This window comes from Pseudomonas sp. 22526 (genome assembly GCF_052044735.1).
Taxonomy (GTDB): Bacteria; Pseudomonadota; Gammaproteobacteria; order Pseudomonadales; family Pseudomonadaceae; genus Aquipseudomonas; species Aquipseudomonas piscium.
In genome coordinates, this window is the sequence record NZ_JBQENK010000028.1 from 58,472 (window position 1) to 75,745 (window position 17,274).

The window sequence follows — 17,274 nt, forward strand, 5'->3', positions numbered from 1 at the left end:
GTCGGTTGTGCCACTCACAGAATAGGGAGCTTTCCATGACTCAGCTGCGTCGTGTTGCGATTATTGGCGGCAACCGCATCCCCTTTGCCCGTTCCAACGGGCCTTACGCCACCGCGAGCAACCAGGCCATGCTGACCGCGGCCCTGGAAGGCCTGATCGAACGCTACTGCCTGCACGGCCTGCGCCTGGGCGAGGTGGCCGCTGGCGCGGTGCTCAAGCATTCCCGGGATTTCAACCTGACCCGCGAATGCGTGCTCGGCTCGCGGCTGTCGCCGACCACCCCGGCCTACGATATCCAGCAAGCCTGCGGCACCGGCCTGGAAGCGGCGTTGCTGGTGGCCAACAAGATCGCCCTGGGGCAGATCGACTGCGGCATCGCCGGCGGCGTCGATACCACCTCGGACGCGCCGATCGGGGTCAACGAAGGGCTGCGCAAGATTCTGCTGCAGGCCAACCGCGGCAAGACCTTGGGCGACAAGCTCAAGACCTTCCTGCAACTGCGCCCCCGGCACCTCAAGCCGGAACTGCCGCGCAATGGCGAGCCGCGTACCGGCTTGTCCATGGGCCAGCACTGCGAGCTGATGGTACAGACCTGGAACATTCCCCGCGACGAGCAGGATCAGCTGGCGCTGGAGAGCCATCAGAAAATGGCCGCCGCCTATGTTGAGGGTTGGCACGACGATCTGATGACTCCCTTTCTCGGCCTGACCCGCGACAACAATCTGCGCCCGGACCTGACCCTGGAAAAACTGGCGTCATTGCAGCCGGTGTTCGAACGCAGCGACAAAGGCACCCTGACCGCGGGCAACTCCACGCCGCTGACCGATGGCGCGTCCCTGGTGCTGCTGGGCAGCGAGGAATGGGCGAAGGAACGTGGCTTGCCGATCCTCGCCTATCTGCGCGACGGCGAAGCGGCGGCGGTGGATTTCGTCCATGGCGCGGAAGGGCTGCTGATGGCCCCGGTCTACGCGGTACCGCGCTTGCTGGCGCGCAACGGCCTGACGCTGCAGGACTTCGACTACTACGAAATCCATGAGGCTTTCGCCGCGCAGGTGCTGTGCACACTCAAGGCCTGGGAGGATGGGGATTACTGCAAGACCCGCCTGGGGCTGGACACACCCTTGGGCTCCATCGACCGCAGCCGGCTGAATGTCAAAGGCAGTTCGCTGGCGGCCGGGCATCCGTTCGCCGCCACCGGCGGGCGCATTGTCGCCAACCTAGCGAAGCTGCTGGAGGTGGCAGGGAAGGGACGTGGCCTGATTTCGATCTGCGCCGCCGGTGGCCAGGGTGTGACGGCGATTGTCGAGCGCTGAGGGCCCAGGTGTTTCCGCGGTGGCGGCCCCCTGTAGGAGCGAGCTTGCTCGCGATCGAGCGCGAAGCGCTCGTCAGCTTCTGTCAGATGTAACCTGTCCTTTGGCAGCGGGCAGCCGCCGAGCACTCGGCTATGATCCTGGTCGGTCGAGTGTGTCGATATGACGGGTTGACCTGGCACATTGAGTGCATCCGCACTGTCGTAGGTCGGTAACCTCTCCCCGTGGTGCGAGGATTGCCGTATAACGAGTGACATTCGCGTGTTTGGTAATAAAGGACCCCTGATAAAAGCTGATGAAGACTCCAAAACGCATTGAACCCCTGATCGAGGACGGTCTGGTCGACGAGGTGCTGCGCCCACTCATGAGTGGTAAAGAAGCAGCTGTTTATGTGGTGCGCTGCGGCAACGAATTACGTTGCGCCAAGGTTTACAAGGAGGCGAACAAACGAAGTTTTCGTCAGGCGGCCGAGTATCAGGAAGGCCGCAAGGTGCGCAACAGCCGTCAGGCTCGTGCGATGGCCAAGGGGTCCAAGTTCGGCCGCAAGGAGGCCGAAGACGCCTGGCAGAACGCCGAAGTGGCGGCGCTGTTCCGCCTGGCCAACGCCGGCGTGCGGGTGCCCAAGCCGTTCGACTTCCTCGAAGGCGTGCTGCTGATGGAGTTGGTGGCGGATGAATACGGTGATGCCGCGCCGCGCCTGAACGACGTGGTGCTGGAGCCGGACCAGGCCCGCGAATATCACGCCTTCCTGATTTCCCAGATCGTGCTGATGCTGTGTACCGGCCTGGTGCACGGTGACCTGTCCGAGTTCAACGTGCTGCTGACCCCCGAGGGTCCGGTGATCATCGACCTGCCCCAGGCGGTGGATGCGGCGGGCAATAACCACGCCTTCAGCATGCTGGAGCGGGATGTGGGCAACATGGCGTCCTACTTCGGGCGCTTTGCCCCGGAGCTCAAGCGCACCCGTTACGCCAAGGAGATGTGGGCGCTGTACGAAGCCGGCACCCTGCACCCGGCCAGCGTCCTGACCGGCGAGTTCGACGATCCGGAAGAACTGGCGGATGTCGGCGGGGTTCTGCGGGAAATCGAGGCGGCGCGCCTGGACGAGGAGCGGCGCCAGGCCATGCGCATGGCCGACGACGCGCCACCGAGCAAGTCCGAGGAGCCACCGCCTCCACCCTGGATGCAGTGATTCACGGGCACAAAAAATCCGGCCAAAGCCGGATTTTTTGTGCCCGTGAATCACGTAGCCGCTGCCGTAGGCTGCGATCGGCCTCGAAGAGGACGTGCTCTTCGAGATTGCTGGAAGGCTCTTCGAGCCTTATCGCAGCCTGCGGCAGCGGCTACAGGTTATGGGTGCACGCAGCACCCGCCCGAAGCAAGGTCCTTGAGAATCGGGCAATCCGGGCGGTGGTCGCCGTTGCAGTGCTGCACCAGGTCCTGCAGGGTGTCGCGCAGCCCGGCCAGCTCGGCGATTTTCCGGTTGAGCTCGTCGATATGCTGGCGGGCCAGGGCTTTGACATCGGCGCTGGCGCGCTGGCGGTCTTGCCACAGGGTCAGCAGCTTGCCCACTTCCTCCAGGGAAAAACCCAGGTCCCGCGAGCGCTTGATAAAGGCCAGGCTGTGCAGGTCGTCGTCACCGTACAGGCGGTAGCCGCTGTCGCTGCGATGGGCCGGCCTGAGCAGGCCGATGGACTCGTAGTAGCGGATCATCTTGGCGCTCAGGCCGCTCTTGCGGGCTGCTTGGCCGATGTTCATCGGGCGTCCTCCGGGTCATTGGGTTTCCAGGTTTTCAACAGTAGCGCATTGCTCACCACGCTGACGCTGGACAGTGCCATCGCTGCGCCGGCCAGCACCGGGTTGAGCAGGCCGAACGCCGCCAGCGGAATGCCGATCAGGTTGTAGACGAAGGCCCAGAACAGGTTCTGGCGGATTTTCGCATAGGTCTTGCGGCTGATCTCCAGGGCCGCCGGCACCAGACGCGGGTCGCCGCGCATCAGGGTGATCCCCGCCGCGTGCATTGCCACATCGGTACCGCCGCCCATGGCGATGCCGATATCGGCAGCGGCCAGGGCCGGGGCGTCGTTGATGCCGTCACCGACCATCGCCACCACGCCGGTCTTTTTCAGTTCGGCGACCGTGGCGGCCTTGTCGGCCGGCAGCACTTCGGCGTGCACGTTGGTGATGCCCAGGGCCTCGGCGACCACCTTGGCGCTGCCGCGGTTGTCGCCGGTCAGCAGGTGGCTGCCGATGTGGCGCGCGCCCAGTTGTTGCACCGCTTGCAGGGCGCCGGGCTTGAGGGTGTCGCCAAAGGCGAACAGGCCCAGTACACGGGGGTGCGGCTGTTGTTCGATCAGCCAGGACAGGGTGCGGCCTTCGGCTTCCCAGGCTTGGGCCGAGGCCGCCAGGTCGCTGGCCTGCAGGCCGCTTTCTTCCAGCAGGCGGCGGTTGCCCAGGGCCAGTTGGCGGCCGTCCAGGGTGCCGGCGATGCCGCGGCCGGTCAGGGACTGGCTGGCACTGACGTCGGCCACCGCCAGCTGGCGTTCGGCGCACAGGTCGAGAACGGCCTTGGCCAGCGGGTGTTCGCTGCCGCGTTGCAGGGCGCCGGCCAGTTGCAGCAGGCGGTCTTCGTCGCCATCGACCGCATCCAGATGAGCGATGCGCGGCGTGCCGGAGGTCAGGGTGCCGGTCTTGTCGAACACCACCGCGCTGACTTCATGGGCGCGCTCCAGGGCTTCGGCGTCCTTGATCAGTATCCCGTGGCGGGCGGCGACGCCGGTGCCGGCCATGATCGCGGTCGGCGTGGCCAGCCCCAGCGCACAGGGGCAGGCGATAACCAGTACCGCGACCGCATTGATCAGCGCGGTTTCCAGCGGCGCGCCGTACAGCCACCAGCCGATCAGCGTCGCCAGGGCCAGCACCAGTACCGCCGGCACGAACACTTGGCTGACTCTGTCCACCAGTTTCTGGATCGGTGCCTTGCCGGCCTGGGCGTCCTCCACCAGGCGGATGATGCGCGCCAGCACGGTTTCCGCGCCGAGGGCCAGGGTTTTCACCAGCAGCCGGCCTTCGCCATTGATGGCGCCGCCGGTGACTTTATCGCCAGGTTGTTTTGGCACCGGCAGGCTTTCGCCGCTGATCAGGGCTTCGTCGGCATGGCTCTGCCCCTCGACCACCTCGCCGTCCACCGGGAAGCGCTCGCCGGGCTTGACCAGCACCAGGTCATTCAGGCGCAGGGCGCTGATCGCCACGTCCCGCTCACGGCCATCGACGACCAGGATCGCCCGCTCCGGGCGCAAGGCTTCGAGGGCGCGGATGGCGCTGGCGGTCTGGCGCTTGGCGCGGCTTTCCAGGTACTTGCCCAGCAGCACCAGGGCGATCACCACGGCCGATGCCTCGAAATACAGATGCGGCATGCTGCCGGCGGGGGTGACGGCCCACTGATACAGGCTCAAGCCGTAACCGGCGCTGGTGCCCAGGGCCACCAGCAGGTCCATGTTGCCGGCGCCGGCACGCACGGCTTTCCAGGCGGCGACATAAAAACGCGCGCCGAAGATGAATTGCACCGGCGTGGCCAGGACGAACTGCGCCCAGGCCGGCAGCATCCAGTGCAGGCCAAAGGGTTGTACCACCATGGGCAGTACCAGCGGCAGGGCCAACAGGATCGCCAGCACCAGGGACCAGCGTTCGCGCCGCAGGCGTTGTTCCTGATCGTCGCGTTCGGGGTGTTCGGCCTGCCACAGGGTGGCGGAGTAGCCGGCCTTGTCGACGGCGGCGATCAGGCTGGCGCTATCGACATGCCCCAGCAGATCGACGTGCGCGCGTTCGTTGGCCAGGTTGACGCTGACCCGGGTGACTCCGGCCACCTTGCTCAGCGCCCGTTCCACGCGGCCGACGCAGGAGGCGCAGGTCATGCCGCCGATATTCAGTTCCAGGCTATGGGCCGGCACGCTGTAGCCGGCATCCTGCACGGCGGCCATCAGCGCTGGCAGGCTGTCGCTGGGCGCCTGGACGCGGGCCTGTTCGGTGGCGAGGTTGACGCTGACGGCCATGGCGCCCGCGACCTTGCTCAAAGCGCGTTCCACGCGCCCGGCGCAGCTGGCGCAGGTCATGCCAGCAATCGGCAGGTCAAAAGTGGTTGATTCGGACATCACTGACACTCCCTGTAAACGGTTGTCTACAGGATCAACCTTGCCATGCTGGCAAGGTCAAGCGCCATGGTGCGGGGTGCTTCAATCTGTCTCGGGGGTGGGCGAAGCCCGGATCGTCGTCCGTGCCGGTTCCGGGGAGGGAAAGGGCACAGGCGACGACCCGGCGCCTCAATATCCCAGGCCGGTGCGCTGGAGGTGCAGGCCCGACGGGCTCATGGCAATGCGGAACTTCAGTACGTCGCCGGCCTTGAGGCTGATGTCCTGGGAGCCGGGCGCGAGCATGCCCGGGTTGCAGCCCGGCATCTGCCCCGGCAGCAATTTCAGGCGCAGCGAGACTTTGCCCGGCGGCAGATTGAAGGACGTGGCTTGTTCCTGGAACAGCCGGCCCGCCAGCTGGTCCTGGATGTACAGGCCGATTTCGCAGGACGTGGCAACTTCCAGCCGTTCCCGGGAAATGATCAGGACGCCGTAGTCCTCGCCGGCGGCGTTGACCGAAGGGGTGGCCGCGATCAGGCCGAGGAGGCTGAACAGGCTGATAACCGACCAGCGCATGGCTGAATCTCCTAGTGTCGTGTCATTAGAGGGTGAAGCTTGGCCGAGCGCGTGGACTATTGCCAGCCCGGCAGATGTATCCGGAACTTGACCTTGCCATGGTGGCAAGGCCAAGACTGGCGACAACCCTCACAACAGGAGAAGCGTCATGCAAGTGTTCAATGTCGAAGGAATGTCCTGCGGTCATTGTGTCCGGGCCATCACTCAGGCGGTGCAGAGCAAGGATCCGGCGGCCAGCGTAAAGGTCGATCTCGGGGCCAGGGAAGTGGGGGTGGAGAGCCGCTTGTCCGCCGACGAGGTGATCAGCCTGATCAGCGAAGAAGGTTATGCGGTCAAGCTGGCCTGACGGATTTTTAATAGTTAGCGACCTATCGGAATGTTCAAGGCCTCCAAGCGCGGATAAACTGTCGGGCTGCCGACCGACCCGCACCTGGATGCCTGATGAACCTTCGCACAATCCTGATTCTCGGCGCCCTGAGCGCCTTCGGTCCTCTGGCCATCGACTTCTATCTGCCGGCGTTCCCGGCGATGGCGCTGGCCTTTGGCACCGATGAAAAACATGTCCAGCTGACCCTGGCGGCCTACTTCCTCGGCCTGTCCATCGGCCAGCTGGCCTACGGCCCTGTGGCCGACCGCTTTGGCCGGCGCATCCCGTTGCTGGTCGGGGTGGGGCTGTTCACCCTGGCGTCCCTGGCCTGTGCCTACGCGCCGAACCTGGAATGGCTGATCGGTGCGCGCTTCGTCCAGGCGCTGGGCGGTTGCGCGGGCATGGTGATTTCCCGGGCGGTGGTCAGCGACAAGTGCGATGCGGTGGGTTCGGCCAAGGTGTTTTCCCAGCTGATGCTGGTCATGGGCCTGGCGCCGATCCTGGCGCCGATGCTCGGCGGCCTGCTGGTGAATCTCTACGGCTGGCAGTCGATCTTCATCATGCTGACCCTGTTCAGCGCCCTGGCCGGCCTGGCGGTGGCGCTGGGCTTGCCGGAAAGCCTGCCGGCCCAGGTGCCGCGCCAGCCGTTGTCCGGGGCCTTGCGCCAGTACGGTCGGTTGCTGGCCGACCGGGTGTTTCTTGGCCATGCCTTGACCGGGGGCATTGCCATCGCTGGGATGTTCGCCTACATCGCCGGTTCGCCTTTCGTCTTCATCAAACTCTACGGCGTGCCGGCCGAGCACTTCGGCTGGTTCTTCGGGATCAATGCCGGCGGCTTCATCCTGGTGGCGCAGATCAACGCGCGGTTGCTGGCCAAGCGCGGTCCGGCGTTCCTGCTGGCGCGCACGGTGTGGATCTACCTGTTGGGTGGCCTGGCGCTGCTTGCTGTCAGCTCATTGCGCCCGGAACAACTCTGGCCGCTGCTGGTGCCGCTGTTCATCTGCATCGCCAGCCTGGGCTGCATCATTCCCAATGCCTCGGCCTGCGCCATGAACGGTCAGGGCGCGCGGGCCGGCAGTGCCTCGGCGATGCTCGGCTGCCTGCAGTTCAGCGTGGCGGCCGGCGCCGCGGCGCTGGTGGGCGTGCTGCACGATGGCAGCGCCGTGCCGATGGCGACGGTCATCAGCCTGTGTGGGATTCTGGTGGTGACGCTGGCGATGGTCACCCGGAAATTGCAGAACGCCAGGGCGCTGCAAGCCGCTCAGCTGTAATCAGCTGGCGGCGCGCTGTTGGCTTTCGGGAAATCGATGGGGGGCGTGCAAACGCGTTTCCAGCGTATTGGCGAAGGCTCGGGCTTCGGCCTCGCTGCGGAAGGTCACCGCATGCTGGTCGAGTTGAACCTGCCATTGGGTGCCTTGGGATTTTGCCAATTCTTTTATCAGGATCTTCATTGCTGACCTCCTCGGGTAAAAGATTTGCACTGCAAAGGCCCCCAGTGTAGACCCGAATACGGTCACAAGTATGACAAGGATCAACTGTCGGACTGACGGCATCCTGCCCCTTTCCGGAGCCGGCAGGACGCCGTCCGATCCCTGCCTCAGAACCCTTCCAGCACGATCTTGCCCCTGGCCTTGCCGCTTTCCAGCAAGGCGTGAGCGCGCCGCAGGTTGGCCGCGTTGATGGTGCCGAAGTGCTCGCCGAGGGTGGTCTTCAAGGTGCCGGCGTCGATCAGCTCGGCGACGCGATTGAGCAGCTTGTGCTGCTCTTGCATGTCCGCGGTCTCGAACAGCGAGCGGGTGTACATGAACTCCCAGTGCAGCGACAGGCTCTTGCGCTTGAGCTTGGTCACGTCGAGGGTTTTCGGATCGTCGATCAGCGCCAGCCGCCCCTGGGGCGCGAGGGCCTCGACCAACTCGTCCAGGTGCGCGTCGGTCTGGGTCAGGCTGGCGACATGGGTGACGCTGGCCTGGCCGGCCTTCTTCAGTTCCTGGCTCAGGGGCTGGCTGTGGTCGATCACCAGGTCGGCGCCCAGCTCCCGCACCCAGCCCTGGGTTTCAGCGCGCGAGGCAGTGCCTATGACCTTGAGGCCGGTGAGCTGGCTGGCCAGTTGGGTGAGAATCGAACCGACGCCGCCGGCCGCGCCGACGATCAACAGGCTCTGTTGTCGATCGGCCTGGCCTTCGGCGATCTGCAAGCGCTCGAACAGCAGTTCCCAGGCAGTGATCGCGGTCAGCGGCAGGGCGGCGGCTTCGGCGAAGCCCAGGCTCTTGGGCATATGGCCGACGATGCGTTCGTCCACCACATGCAGTTCGCTGTTGCCGCCGGCGCGGGCGATCGAGCCGGCGTAGAACACCTTGTCACCGGCCTTGAACAGGCTGACTTCGCTGCCCACCGCCTTGACCACCCCGGCCACGTCCCAGCCCAGCACCTTGGCGGCGCCGCCTTCAGGCTGGACGTTCTGGCGGACCTTGGTGTCCACCGGGTTGACCGAGATGGCTTTGACTTCCACCAGCAGGTCGCGTGGGCCGGCGACCGGTTCCGGCAGTTCGATGTCTTGCAGGGACAGGGGATCGTCGATCGGCAGGGAGGCGTAGTAGGCGATGGCTTTCATGGTGAGTTTTCCTGATGAATTTGCAGGTTGGGTCAGGGGATCAGCAGCAGGCGCTTGATTTCGAAATGCTCGATTGCTTCGCGGGTCTGGCTGAGAAAATGCTGGAAGTGCGCCGTGGCGTTGTGAAACTCCAGGGCTGCCTCATCGTCCCAGCGCTCCAGCACATAAAAGGTGCCTGGGTCTTCGGCATCCTGGTGCAGGTTGTAGTACTGGCAGCCAGTTTCTTCACGGCTCGGTTGCACCAGGGCGGTGAGTTCGCGTTTGAGCAGGGCCTGCTGGCCGCTCTTCGCGACAAGGGTGGCAATGGCGGTAAAGGCTTGCGACATGGCGGTGTCCTTCAGGGCGGTTATGACGAACAGCTATGAGAGTGCGCAGATCATTGGCCATTTCCCTGGCAGATAAAACCGGCTAAAACAGCAGTCTCTTTCAATATTTTTTTGATAATTCCCGGTGAGCCAGATGCTGCGATTCGATGACCTGCAATTGTTCGTGCGCGCCGCCGACCTCGGCAGCCTGTCCGCCGCGGCGCGGGTCATGGACCTGTCGGCGGCGGTGGCCAGCGCCGCCCTCAAGCGCATCGAGCAGCAGCTCGGCGCCCGGCTGCTGGCGCGTTCGACCCGCAGCCTGCGCCTGACCGCCGAGGGCGAAGGCTTTCTCGAATACGCCCGTGCCGCCCTGAGCAACCTGGAGGAAGGGCGGCGCCTGTTGGCCAGCGGGCAGGACCAGGTCAGCGGCGTTCTGCAGCTGTCGGCGCCTTCGGACTTCGGTCGCAACCTGTTGTTGCCCTGGCTCGACCAGTTCCAGCTGGAGCATCCCAAACTCACGGTGCGCCTGTTGCTGGGCGACCGCATTGCCGACCTGTTTCGCCAACCGGTGGACATCGCCCTGCGTTACGCCGAACCGGAAGACTCCAGCCTGGTAGCTCTGCCTGTCGCGCCGCAGAACCACCGGGTGCTGGTGGCCGCCCCCGAGTACCTGGCCCGTCACGGCGAGCCGCGCCAGCTGGAGCAACTGGCCCAGCACAATTGCCTGCTCTACATGCTCGGCAGCCGGGTGCACGACCACTGGAGTTTCCATGACGGCAAGCGCGAGGTCGGCCTGACGGTCAGCGGCGATCGTTTCAGCGACGACGCCGATGTGGTGCGCCTGTGGGCCGTGGCGGGGCGGGGCATCGCCTACAAGTCCTGGCTCGACGTGGCGGCCGATGTGCTGACCGGGCGGCTCAAGGTGCTGATGCCGGAGCTGCGCTGCGAACGGGCACCGCTGAACCTGTTGTGCGCCCATCGGGCGCAGCTGAGCAAACCGGTGAAGCTGCTGCGGGACATGTTGCAGGCGCGCTGCGCTGAAATTTCCGCGCACTACCCCAAGCCGATTCACGCCGATCACTGACCCTGGCCGGCGGCGTCGTTGCGGGGTGCGGGCAGGTCGCATCCAGCACTGAGCGGCGGCGTCGATCTTGCACACTCGATTGCAGACCATTCAATCGGGGGGACGGGGCATGGCAAGTCAGGGATACAGTGCGGCGGAGCGTCTGGAACGCTTGCCCATCAGCGGTTATCACCGAGTCATTTTCATCATCATCGCCCTGGCGTTTTTCTTCGACTCCATGGACCTGGCGATGATGACCTTCCTGCTCGGCTCGATCAAAGCCGAGTTCGGCCTGAGCACAGCCCAGGCCGGCTTGCTGGCCAGTTCGAGTTTCTTCGGCATGGTGGTCGGCGCGTCGCTGTCGGGCATGCTCGCCGACCGCTTCGGGCGCAAGCCGGTGTTCCAGTGGAGCATCCTGATCTGGGGCATCGCCAGTTACCTGTGCTCCACGGCGCAGACGGTGGATAGCCTGACCCTGTTCCGGGTGCTGCTGGGGATCGGCATGGGCATGGAGTTTCCCATTGCCCAGTCGATGCTGTCGGAGATGATCCCGGCCAAGCGGCGCGGGCGTTATATCGCCTTGATGGACGGCTTCTGGCCGCTGGGCTTCGTCGCGGCGGGCGTGCTCTCCTACTTCCTGCTGCCACTGATCGGCTGGCGCGACATCTTCCTGGTCCTGGCGATCCCGGCGGTGTTCGTGCTGGCGATCCGTTTTTTCATTCCCGAGTCGCCGCGCTGGCTGGAGCAGGCCGGGCGGCACGCCGATGCCGACCAGGTGCTGCGGCGGATCGAGGATAAGGTCCGCGCCTCGCTGCAGCGCGCGGACCTGCCCGAGCCGGTGCGCCTGCCGCGGGTGGAAAGCGTGCCGGGGCATTTCTTCTCGGCCTTGCGCGAGATCTGGTCGCCGCTCTATCGCCAACGCACGATGATGATCTGGAGCGTCTGGTTCTTTGCCCTGCTGGGTTTTTATGGCCTGACGTCGTGGCTCAGCGCCTTGTTGCAGCAGTCGGGTTTCGCCGTGACCCAGTCGGTGTACTACACGGTGCTGATTTCCCTCGGCGGGATTCCCGGCTTCCTCATGGCCGCCTGGCTGGTGGAGCTCTGGGGGCGCAAGCCGGTGTGCGTGGTCACTCTACTGGGTGGTGGGGTCATGGCGTTTTTCTACGGGCAGAGCGCGGTGTTCGGCGGCAACGTGGCGCTGTTGATCAGCTCCGGCCTGTTGATGCAGTTCTTCCTGTTCGGCATGTGGGCGGTGCTCTACACCTACACACCCGAGTTGTATCCCACCTCGGCGCGGGCTACCGGCTCCGGGTTCGCCTCGGCGGTGGGGCGCATCGGTTCGCTGCTCGGACCTTTGGTGACCGGCGTGGTGTTCCCGATGACCGGGCAGGGCGGGGTGTTCGCCCTGGGCGCGCTGTGTTTCGCGGTCGCCGCGGCGGTGGTCTGGCTGTTCGGGATGGAGACCCGGGGCAAGACGCTGGAAGAGTTGAGCGAGGTCGGTGCCTGACCTGTAGCCGCTGCCGCAGGCTGCGATAAGGTTCGAAGAACCTTCCGAGGCCCTCAAGAGCGGCGCCCGCTACGCGNGCTACAGGGTTATCGCGGGCAGGTTGCCCGCGATGGGGTTTACGGCTTGACCAGCCGCGCATCCAGGCTGTTCTGCGCCAGGCGCTTGGCCTGATCCTGGGTCATGCCCAGGTGGGTGTACAGGGCGTGGAAGTTCTCGGTGACGTAGCCGCCGAAGTAGGCCGGGTCATCGGAGTTCACGGTGACCTTCACCCCACGCTCGAGCATCTCGAGAATGTTGTGCTGCGACATGTGATCGAACACGCAGAGCTTGGTGTTCGACAGCGGGCAGACGGTCAGCGGGATCTGCTCGTCGATGATGCGTTGCATCAGTCGCTCGTCCTCGAAGGCGCGCACGCCGTGGTCGATGCGCTGGATCTTCAGCAGGTCGAGGGCTTCCCAGATGTACTCGGGCGGGCCTTCTTCACCGGCGTGGGCCACGGTGAGGAAACCTTCGCTGCGGGCACGATCGAACACCCGCTGGAACTTGCTCGGCGGGTGACCCATTTCCGAACTGTCCAGGCCGACCGCGACAAAGGCTTCGCGGAACGGCAGCGCCTGGTCGAGGGTTTTCTGCGCTTCGTCTTCGCTCAGGTGGCGCAGGAAGCTGAGGATCAGGCCGCTGGTGATGCCCAGTTGCTGCTCGCCATCCTTCAGTGCGCTGGCGATGCCGTTGAGCACCACTTCGAAAGGAATGCCGCGATCGGTGTGGGTCTGCGGATCGAAGAAGGGTTCGGTGTGGATGACGTTCTGCTCTTTGCAGCGCAGCAGGTAGGCCCAGGTCAGGTCGTAGAAATCCTGGGAGGTGCGCAGTACGTCCGCGCCCTGGTAGTACAGGTCGAGGAACTCTTGCAGGTTGTTGAAGGCATAAGCCTTGCGCAGGGTTTCCACATCGCTCCAGGGCAGGGCGATCTTGTTGCGTTCGGCCAGGGCGAACAGCAGCTCGGGCTCCAGGGAACCTTCGAGGTGCAGGTGCAGTTCGGCCTTGGGCAAGGCGTTCAGCCAGTCGTACATGGGTGTGATCTCATCAGGTGCAGTCGAGCGCTGCGTGAACGTGTTGCGCTCCATCATCCTGCGGTGAAAAGCCAACCGCAAGGTTCGATGACAGGCGCCGGCCCCGGGTTTCTCCAGGGCTGCGCGGGCGCGTCAGGTTCCAATCGCGCCCATAAGGGCAGGCATTCTACAGGCGCACGCGGACTATTCGGCAAAACCTGACCAGCCGGGCGATCAGGACGCTTGCAGTTCCCGGCGATAGGCATAGGTATCGGCGAACCGCGACAGGAGGAATTCGGCGCAGGTGGTGACCGGATACTTCGGCGGATGCTCGGCATCCTGGCAGCCGGGCAGGCATTCGATGCGGGTATCCGGATGGGGTTCGGCGAAGAACGGCATCGAGTAGCGGTCCACCCCCAGCGGGCTGATCACCCGGTGCGGCGTCGACAGGTAACGGTCGTTGCTCCAGCGCGCCATCATGTCGCCGAGGTTGACCACGAAAGTGCCTTCGATGGGCGGGGCGTCTATCCACTGGCCCTGGACATTGCGCACCTGCAGGCCGCCGGCGCTGTCCTGGTAGAGCAGGGTGATGCAGCCGTAGTCGGTGTGGGCGCCGGCGCCTTGCTGCTCGTCGCTGCTGGCGGTGTGTCGTGGCGGGTAGTGGATCAGGCGCAGGACGCTGACCGGCTCCTTGAAGCGGCGGTCGAAAAAGTCGCGCTCGATGCCCAGGGCCAGGGTCATGGCCCGCAGCAGGGTCTGGGCCAGGGCCTGCATGTCCAGGTAGTGCTGCTCCATCAGGGTTTGCCAGCCGGCGATATCCGGGTGCCGGTTGCTGCCGCGCAACGGCTTTTCCGCGAGCACCTCGGGATGTTCGGCCGGCAGGTGCAGGCCCATGTCGAAGGTTTCCTTGAGGTCGCTGGGCTTGTTCGGGTCCAGCTGCTCGGTGGCGATTGCGCCGTAGCCGCGATGGTGGCGGGTCTGGGTGATATCGATCCTGAGTTTTTCGGCGGCCGGCTGGGCGAAGAACTGCCGGGCGGCGTCGAGCAATTGGCCGATGCGCGTGGAGGTGATCGGGTGGCCCTTGATATAGAAGAAGCCCCACTCGCGGCAGGCGCGGTCGATCTGCTGGGCGACGCTGTTCCAGCCTTGGGCGTCGTCGCCGTAGAGCGGGCTGATGTCGATGATTGGAAGCTGGTTCATGACTGGGCTCTCAAGGTGTTCGGTTGCCGGGCGACCGCGTTGCGGTCTATCGCGAGCAAGCTCGTTCCTACAGGTACGGGGCCAGGCGATTCACAGATAAGTAGCCGCTGCCGCAGGCTGCGATCGACCCCGGAGGGGGCGTGCTCTTGAGATCGAGCAAAGGTCCTTCGGACCTTGGCGCAACCTGCGGCAGCGGCTACAGGCGAGTCATTTCGGAATGTCGGCCTTCATGCCTTCCACGTAATAGTTCATCGACGCCAGTTCTGCATTGCTGGCGCTGACCCCGGCGGCGAGTTTTTCCACGCCGGCCTGATCCTTGATCGGCCCGGTGAACGGGTGGAAGGCGCCGCTCTTGATGTCGGCGATGATCTGCTCGGCTTCACGCTTGACCTCGGCGGGCACCAGGTCGCTGATCGGCAATTGGACCGTGCCTTCCTTCAGGCCGCCCCAGTAGTCCTGGGATTTCCAGCTGTGGTCGAGCACGCCCTGGGTGGCCTGGATGTAGTGCGGGCCCCAGTTGTTGACGATCGAGGTCAGCACCGCTTTCGGCCCGAAGTGGGCCATGTCCGAAGCGTAACCCACTGCATACACGCCACGGCGTTCGGCGGCCTGGATCGGCGCCGGGCTGTCGGTGTGCTGGAAGATCACGTCGGCGCCCTGGTCGATCAGGGCGTTGGCGGCGTCGGCTTCCTTGCCCGGGTCGAACCAGGAGTTGACCCACACCACCTTGATCTCGGTGCCCGGGTTGTATTTGTTCAGGGCCAGCTGGATGGCATTGATGTCGCGGATCACTTCCGGGATCGGGAAGGAGGCGATGTAGCCGACCTTCTTGCTCTTGGTCATCTTCGCCGCGAGGAAGCCGCCAACGTAGCGACCTTCATAGGTGCGGGCCAGGTAGGTGCCGAGGTTCTTGTCCTGCTTGTAGCCGGTGGCGTGTTCGAAGGTGGTTTTGGGAAACTGCTTGGCGACTTTCAGGGTCGGGTTCATGTAGCCGAAGGAGGTGGTGAAGATCAGGTCGTACTGGTCCTTGGCCATGTTGCGGATCACCCGCTCGGCGTCGGCGCCTTCGGCGACGTTCTCCACGTAGTTGGTCTTGATTTGGTCGCCGAACTTTTCCACCAGCGCCAGGCGCCCCTGTTCATGCTGATAGGTCCAGCCGTGGTCGCCGATCGGGCCGATATAGACGAAGCCGACCTTCAGCGGATCGGCGGCGCTGGCGCCCAGCGAGACGCTCAGGCCGATGGCCGCGGTGAGGGCGCACAGCAGTTTTTGCAACGGACGTTTATGCATGAATCCGGACTCCATTTTGTTGTGGGGCGAGGCTGGGCTCTAAGGCTTGAACGGCTCAATGCAAATAGCTGACCAACAAGACAACAAAAGGGATCTGCGGGTGGCGACAGGGCGCTATCGCGGGCAAGCCTCGCTCCNGCATGGCGTGAATCCTGTAGGAGCGAGGCTTGCCCGCGATAAATCTCAAGGCCACCCAAGAGCCAACCCGGTGCGCCGTGTCCACTCCATGCCAACCCCTGGTGCACCAGTGAGGAACGGAACTGAAGGCATGCCCCGCTTCGTGCGGTTTGCGACCTTCATCATGCTGAAAGGCATCGCGGGCAATCGAGCATCCACCTGCTGCTTCTGTAGGAGCGAGGCTTGCCCGCGATGCGCCCGATCAGACGCCGGCGATCAACTGCCGGGCCGCCTGGCTGTGATCGGCAATCAACCCCTTCAGGTCCAGCCCCTCGACTTGCCCATCGATCACTCGCCACTGGCCGCCGACCATCACCCGGTCCGCCCGGTCCGCGCCACACAGCAGCAATGCCGACAACGGATCATGGCTGCCGGAGAAGCGCAGCTCATCGAGCTTGAACAGCGCCAGGTCGGCCTGTTTGCCCACGGCCAGTTCGCCGATATCGCTGCGCCCCAGCAGTTGTGCCGAGCCCTGGGTGGCCCAGCCCAACACCAACTCCGGGGTGATCTTCTCGGCGCCGTAGCGTAGGCGCTGCAGGTACAGGGCCTGACGGGTTTCGAGGATCATGTTGGAAGCATCGTTGGAGGCCGAGCCATCCACGCCCAGGCCGACAGGCGCGCCGGCGTCGGTCAGTTCCAGGGTCGGGCAGATGCCCGAGGCCAGGCGCATGTTGGAACTCGGGCAATGGCAGATGCCGGTCCCGGCCGCGCCGAGGCGGGCGATTTCATCCGGGTTGAAATGGATGCCGTGGGCCAGCCAGGTCCGTGGGCCGAGCCAGCCGACGCTGTCCAGGTAGTCCACGGTGCGCAGGCCGAAGCGTTGCAGGCAGAAGTCTTCCTCGTCGAGGGTTTCCGCCAGGTGGGTGTGCAGGCGCACGTCGAGTTTTTCCGCCAGCTCGGCGCTGGCCGCCATGATCTCTGGGGTTACCGAGAACGGCGAGCAGGGCGCCAGGGCGATCTGGATCTGCGCGCCGGCGCCGCGTTCGTGATACTCAGCGATCAGCCGTTGGCTGTCGGCGAGAATCACTTCGCCCTGCTGCACGGTCTGCTGCGGCGGCAGGCCGCCATCCGCTTCGCCGAGGCTCATGGAGCCGCGGGTGAGCATGGCGCGCATGCCCAGCTCGCGCACGCTGGCCACCTGCACGTCGATGGCGTTTTCCAGGCCTTCGGGGAACAGGTAGTGGTGGTCGGCGGCGGTGGTGCAGCCGGACAGCAGCAGTTCGGCCAGCGCCACTTTACTGGCCAGGGCGAGTTTCTCCGGGGTCAATCGGGCCCAGACCGGGTACAGGGTTTTCAGCCAGGGAAACAGCGGTTGGTTGACCACCGGCGCCCAGGCGCGGGTCAGGGTCTGATAGAAGTGGTGATGGGTGTTGATCAGTCCCGGCAGCAGCACATGCTCGCGGGCATCGAAGACTTGTCCACAGGGCTGGGCAGGTTGCTGGCCGGTGCCGAGCACTTCGACGATCAGGCCGTCTTGCAGCACCAGGCCGCCACGGGCGTCGAGGGCATTGCCGGTGAAAATGGCGAGGGGATTTTTTAACCAGGTACGGGTCGCAGGCATGGTGGCCGGCTCCTCTGAAAGTGGGTTCAGGTTAGCCAGCTCAGTGTTGCCCTGTCTGCTGATCCAGGGGCGTCAGGATCGACGCGGGGTGCAGTTTACGGGGAGACCGCTGCGCGGTCTATCGCGGGCAA

At 64.9% G+C, this 17,274-nt stretch carries 16 protein-coding genes; 6 read left to right on the forward strand and 10 right to left on the reverse strand.

All coding sequences use genetic code 11. From position 1 onward, the window contains the following. Nucleotides 1-35 precede the first annotated feature (35 nt). Together ACTJKT_RS29160 and ACTJKT_RS29165 are read left to right on the forward strand one after the other, a co-directional pair. A complete protein-coding gene (locus ACTJKT_RS29160; protein WP_440789885.1) occupies nt 36-1,313 on the forward strand; it encodes an acetyl-CoA C-acetyltransferase in 1,278 nt (425 codons plus the stop codon). 292 nt (nt 1,314-1,605) lie between these two features. Continuing rightward, nucleotides 1,606-2,502, forward strand: coding sequence for a PA4780 family RIO1-like protein kinase (locus ACTJKT_RS29165; RefSeq protein ID WP_440789887.1), 897 nt, complete (start codon nt 1,606-1,608; stop codon nt 2,500-2,502). 158 nt (nt 2,503-2,660) lie between these two features. Here ACTJKT_RS29165 and cueR read toward each other — a convergent pair whose 3' ends face one another. The 3 genes from cueR to ACTJKT_RS29180 form a co-directional block, all read right to left on the reverse strand. After that, nucleotides 2,661-3,068: a Cu(I)-responsive transcriptional regulator gene (gene cueR, locus ACTJKT_RS29170; protein WP_440789889.1), complete on the reverse strand. Its 408-nt coding sequence runs from the start codon at nt 3,066-3,068 to the stop codon at nt 2,661-2,663. Further along, nucleotides 3,065-5,461 (reverse strand): heavy metal translocating P-type ATPase, encoded by a 2,397-nt coding sequence (locus ACTJKT_RS29175; protein WP_440789891.1) that lies wholly within the window; start codon nt 5,459-5,461, stop codon nt 3,065-3,067. Before ACTJKT_RS29175 ends, cueR begins: the two co-directional genes overlap by 4 nt. Nucleotides 5,462-5,629: 168 nt before the next feature. After that, nucleotides 5,630-6,013 carry a hypothetical protein gene (locus tag ACTJKT_RS29180; protein WP_025807926.1) on the reverse strand — a complete coding sequence of 128 codons (384 nt, stop codon included), beginning with the start codon at nt 6,011-6,013 and terminating at the stop codon, nt 5,630-5,632. 148 nt (nt 6,014-6,161) lie between these two features. Between ACTJKT_RS29180 and ACTJKT_RS29185 the strand changes: the two genes are divergently transcribed. After that, entirely contained in the window at nt 6,162-6,359 is a 198-nt protein-coding gene (locus tag ACTJKT_RS29185; RefSeq protein WP_007923288.1) for a heavy-metal-associated domain-containing protein, read from the forward strand. Between the two features lie 95 nt (nt 6,360-6,454). Further along, entirely contained in the window at nt 6,455-7,651 is a 1,197-nt protein-coding gene (locus ACTJKT_RS29190; protein ID WP_097305722.1) for a multidrug effflux MFS transporter, read from the forward strand. Here ACTJKT_RS29190 and ACTJKT_RS29195 read toward each other — a convergent pair whose 3' ends face one another. The 3 genes from ACTJKT_RS29195 to ACTJKT_RS29205 all read right to left on the reverse strand — a co-directional run bounded on the left by ACTJKT_RS29195 (nt 7,652) and on the right by ACTJKT_RS29205 (nt 9,317). Continuing rightward, nucleotides 7,652-7,831, reverse strand: a complete 180-nt coding sequence (locus tag ACTJKT_RS29195) for a hypothetical protein (RefSeq protein ID WP_025807924.1) — start codon at nt 7,829-7,831, stop codon at nt 7,652-7,654. A gap of 146 nt (nt 7,832-7,977) precedes the next feature. Beyond that, nucleotides 7,978-8,991, reverse strand: a complete 1,014-nt coding sequence (locus ACTJKT_RS29200; RefSeq protein WP_440789894.1) for a zinc-binding alcohol dehydrogenase family protein — start codon at nt 8,989-8,991, stop codon at nt 7,978-7,980. Between the two features lie 32 nt (nt 8,992-9,023). Beyond that, nucleotides 9,024-9,317 (reverse strand): putative quinol monooxygenase, encoded by a 294-nt coding sequence (locus ACTJKT_RS29205; protein WP_124323431.1) that lies wholly within the window; start codon nt 9,315-9,317, stop codon nt 9,024-9,026. Between the two features lie 133 nt (nt 9,318-9,450). On the opposite strand from ACTJKT_RS29205, the gene ACTJKT_RS29210 reads away from it, so the two are divergent. Continuing rightward, nucleotides 9,451-10,380 (forward strand): LysR family transcriptional regulator, encoded by a 930-nt coding sequence (locus ACTJKT_RS29210; RefSeq protein ID WP_440789897.1) that lies wholly within the window; start codon nt 9,451-9,453, stop codon nt 10,378-10,380. A 109-nt stretch (nt 10,381-10,489) separates the two neighbouring features. Beyond that, nucleotides 10,490-11,866 (forward strand): MFS transporter, encoded by a 1,377-nt coding sequence (locus ACTJKT_RS29215; RefSeq protein WP_440789899.1) that lies wholly within the window; start codon nt 10,490-10,492, stop codon nt 11,864-11,866. 116 nt (nt 11,867-11,982) lie between these two features. Here the strand turns inward: ACTJKT_RS29215 and ACTJKT_RS29220 are convergent, their stop codons facing one another. The 4 genes from ACTJKT_RS29220 to ACTJKT_RS29235 form a co-directional block, all read right to left on the reverse strand. Then, a complete protein-coding gene (locus ACTJKT_RS29220; RefSeq protein ID WP_007923280.1) occupies nt 11,983-12,936 on the reverse strand; it encodes an adenosine deaminase in 954 nt (317 codons plus the stop codon). A gap of 213 nt (nt 12,937-13,149) precedes the next feature. After that, a complete protein-coding gene (locus tag ACTJKT_RS29225) occupies nt 13,150-14,115 on the reverse strand; it encodes a 2-oxoglutarate and iron-dependent oxygenase domain-containing protein (RefSeq protein ID WP_440789901.1) in 966 nt (321 codons plus the stop codon). 207 nt (nt 14,116-14,322) lie between these two features. Beyond that, nucleotides 14,323-15,405 (reverse strand): BMP family ABC transporter substrate-binding protein, encoded by a 1,083-nt coding sequence (locus tag ACTJKT_RS29230; RefSeq protein WP_440789903.1) that lies wholly within the window; start codon nt 15,403-15,405, stop codon nt 14,323-14,325. A 379-nt stretch (nt 15,406-15,784) separates the two neighbouring features. Continuing rightward, complete coding sequence (locus ACTJKT_RS29235) at nt 15,785-17,143, reverse strand: 8-oxoguanine deaminase (protein ID WP_440789905.1); 1,359 nt, start codon at nt 17,141-17,143, stop codon at nt 15,785-15,787. Between the last annotated feature and the right edge of the window lie 131 nt (nt 17,144-17,274).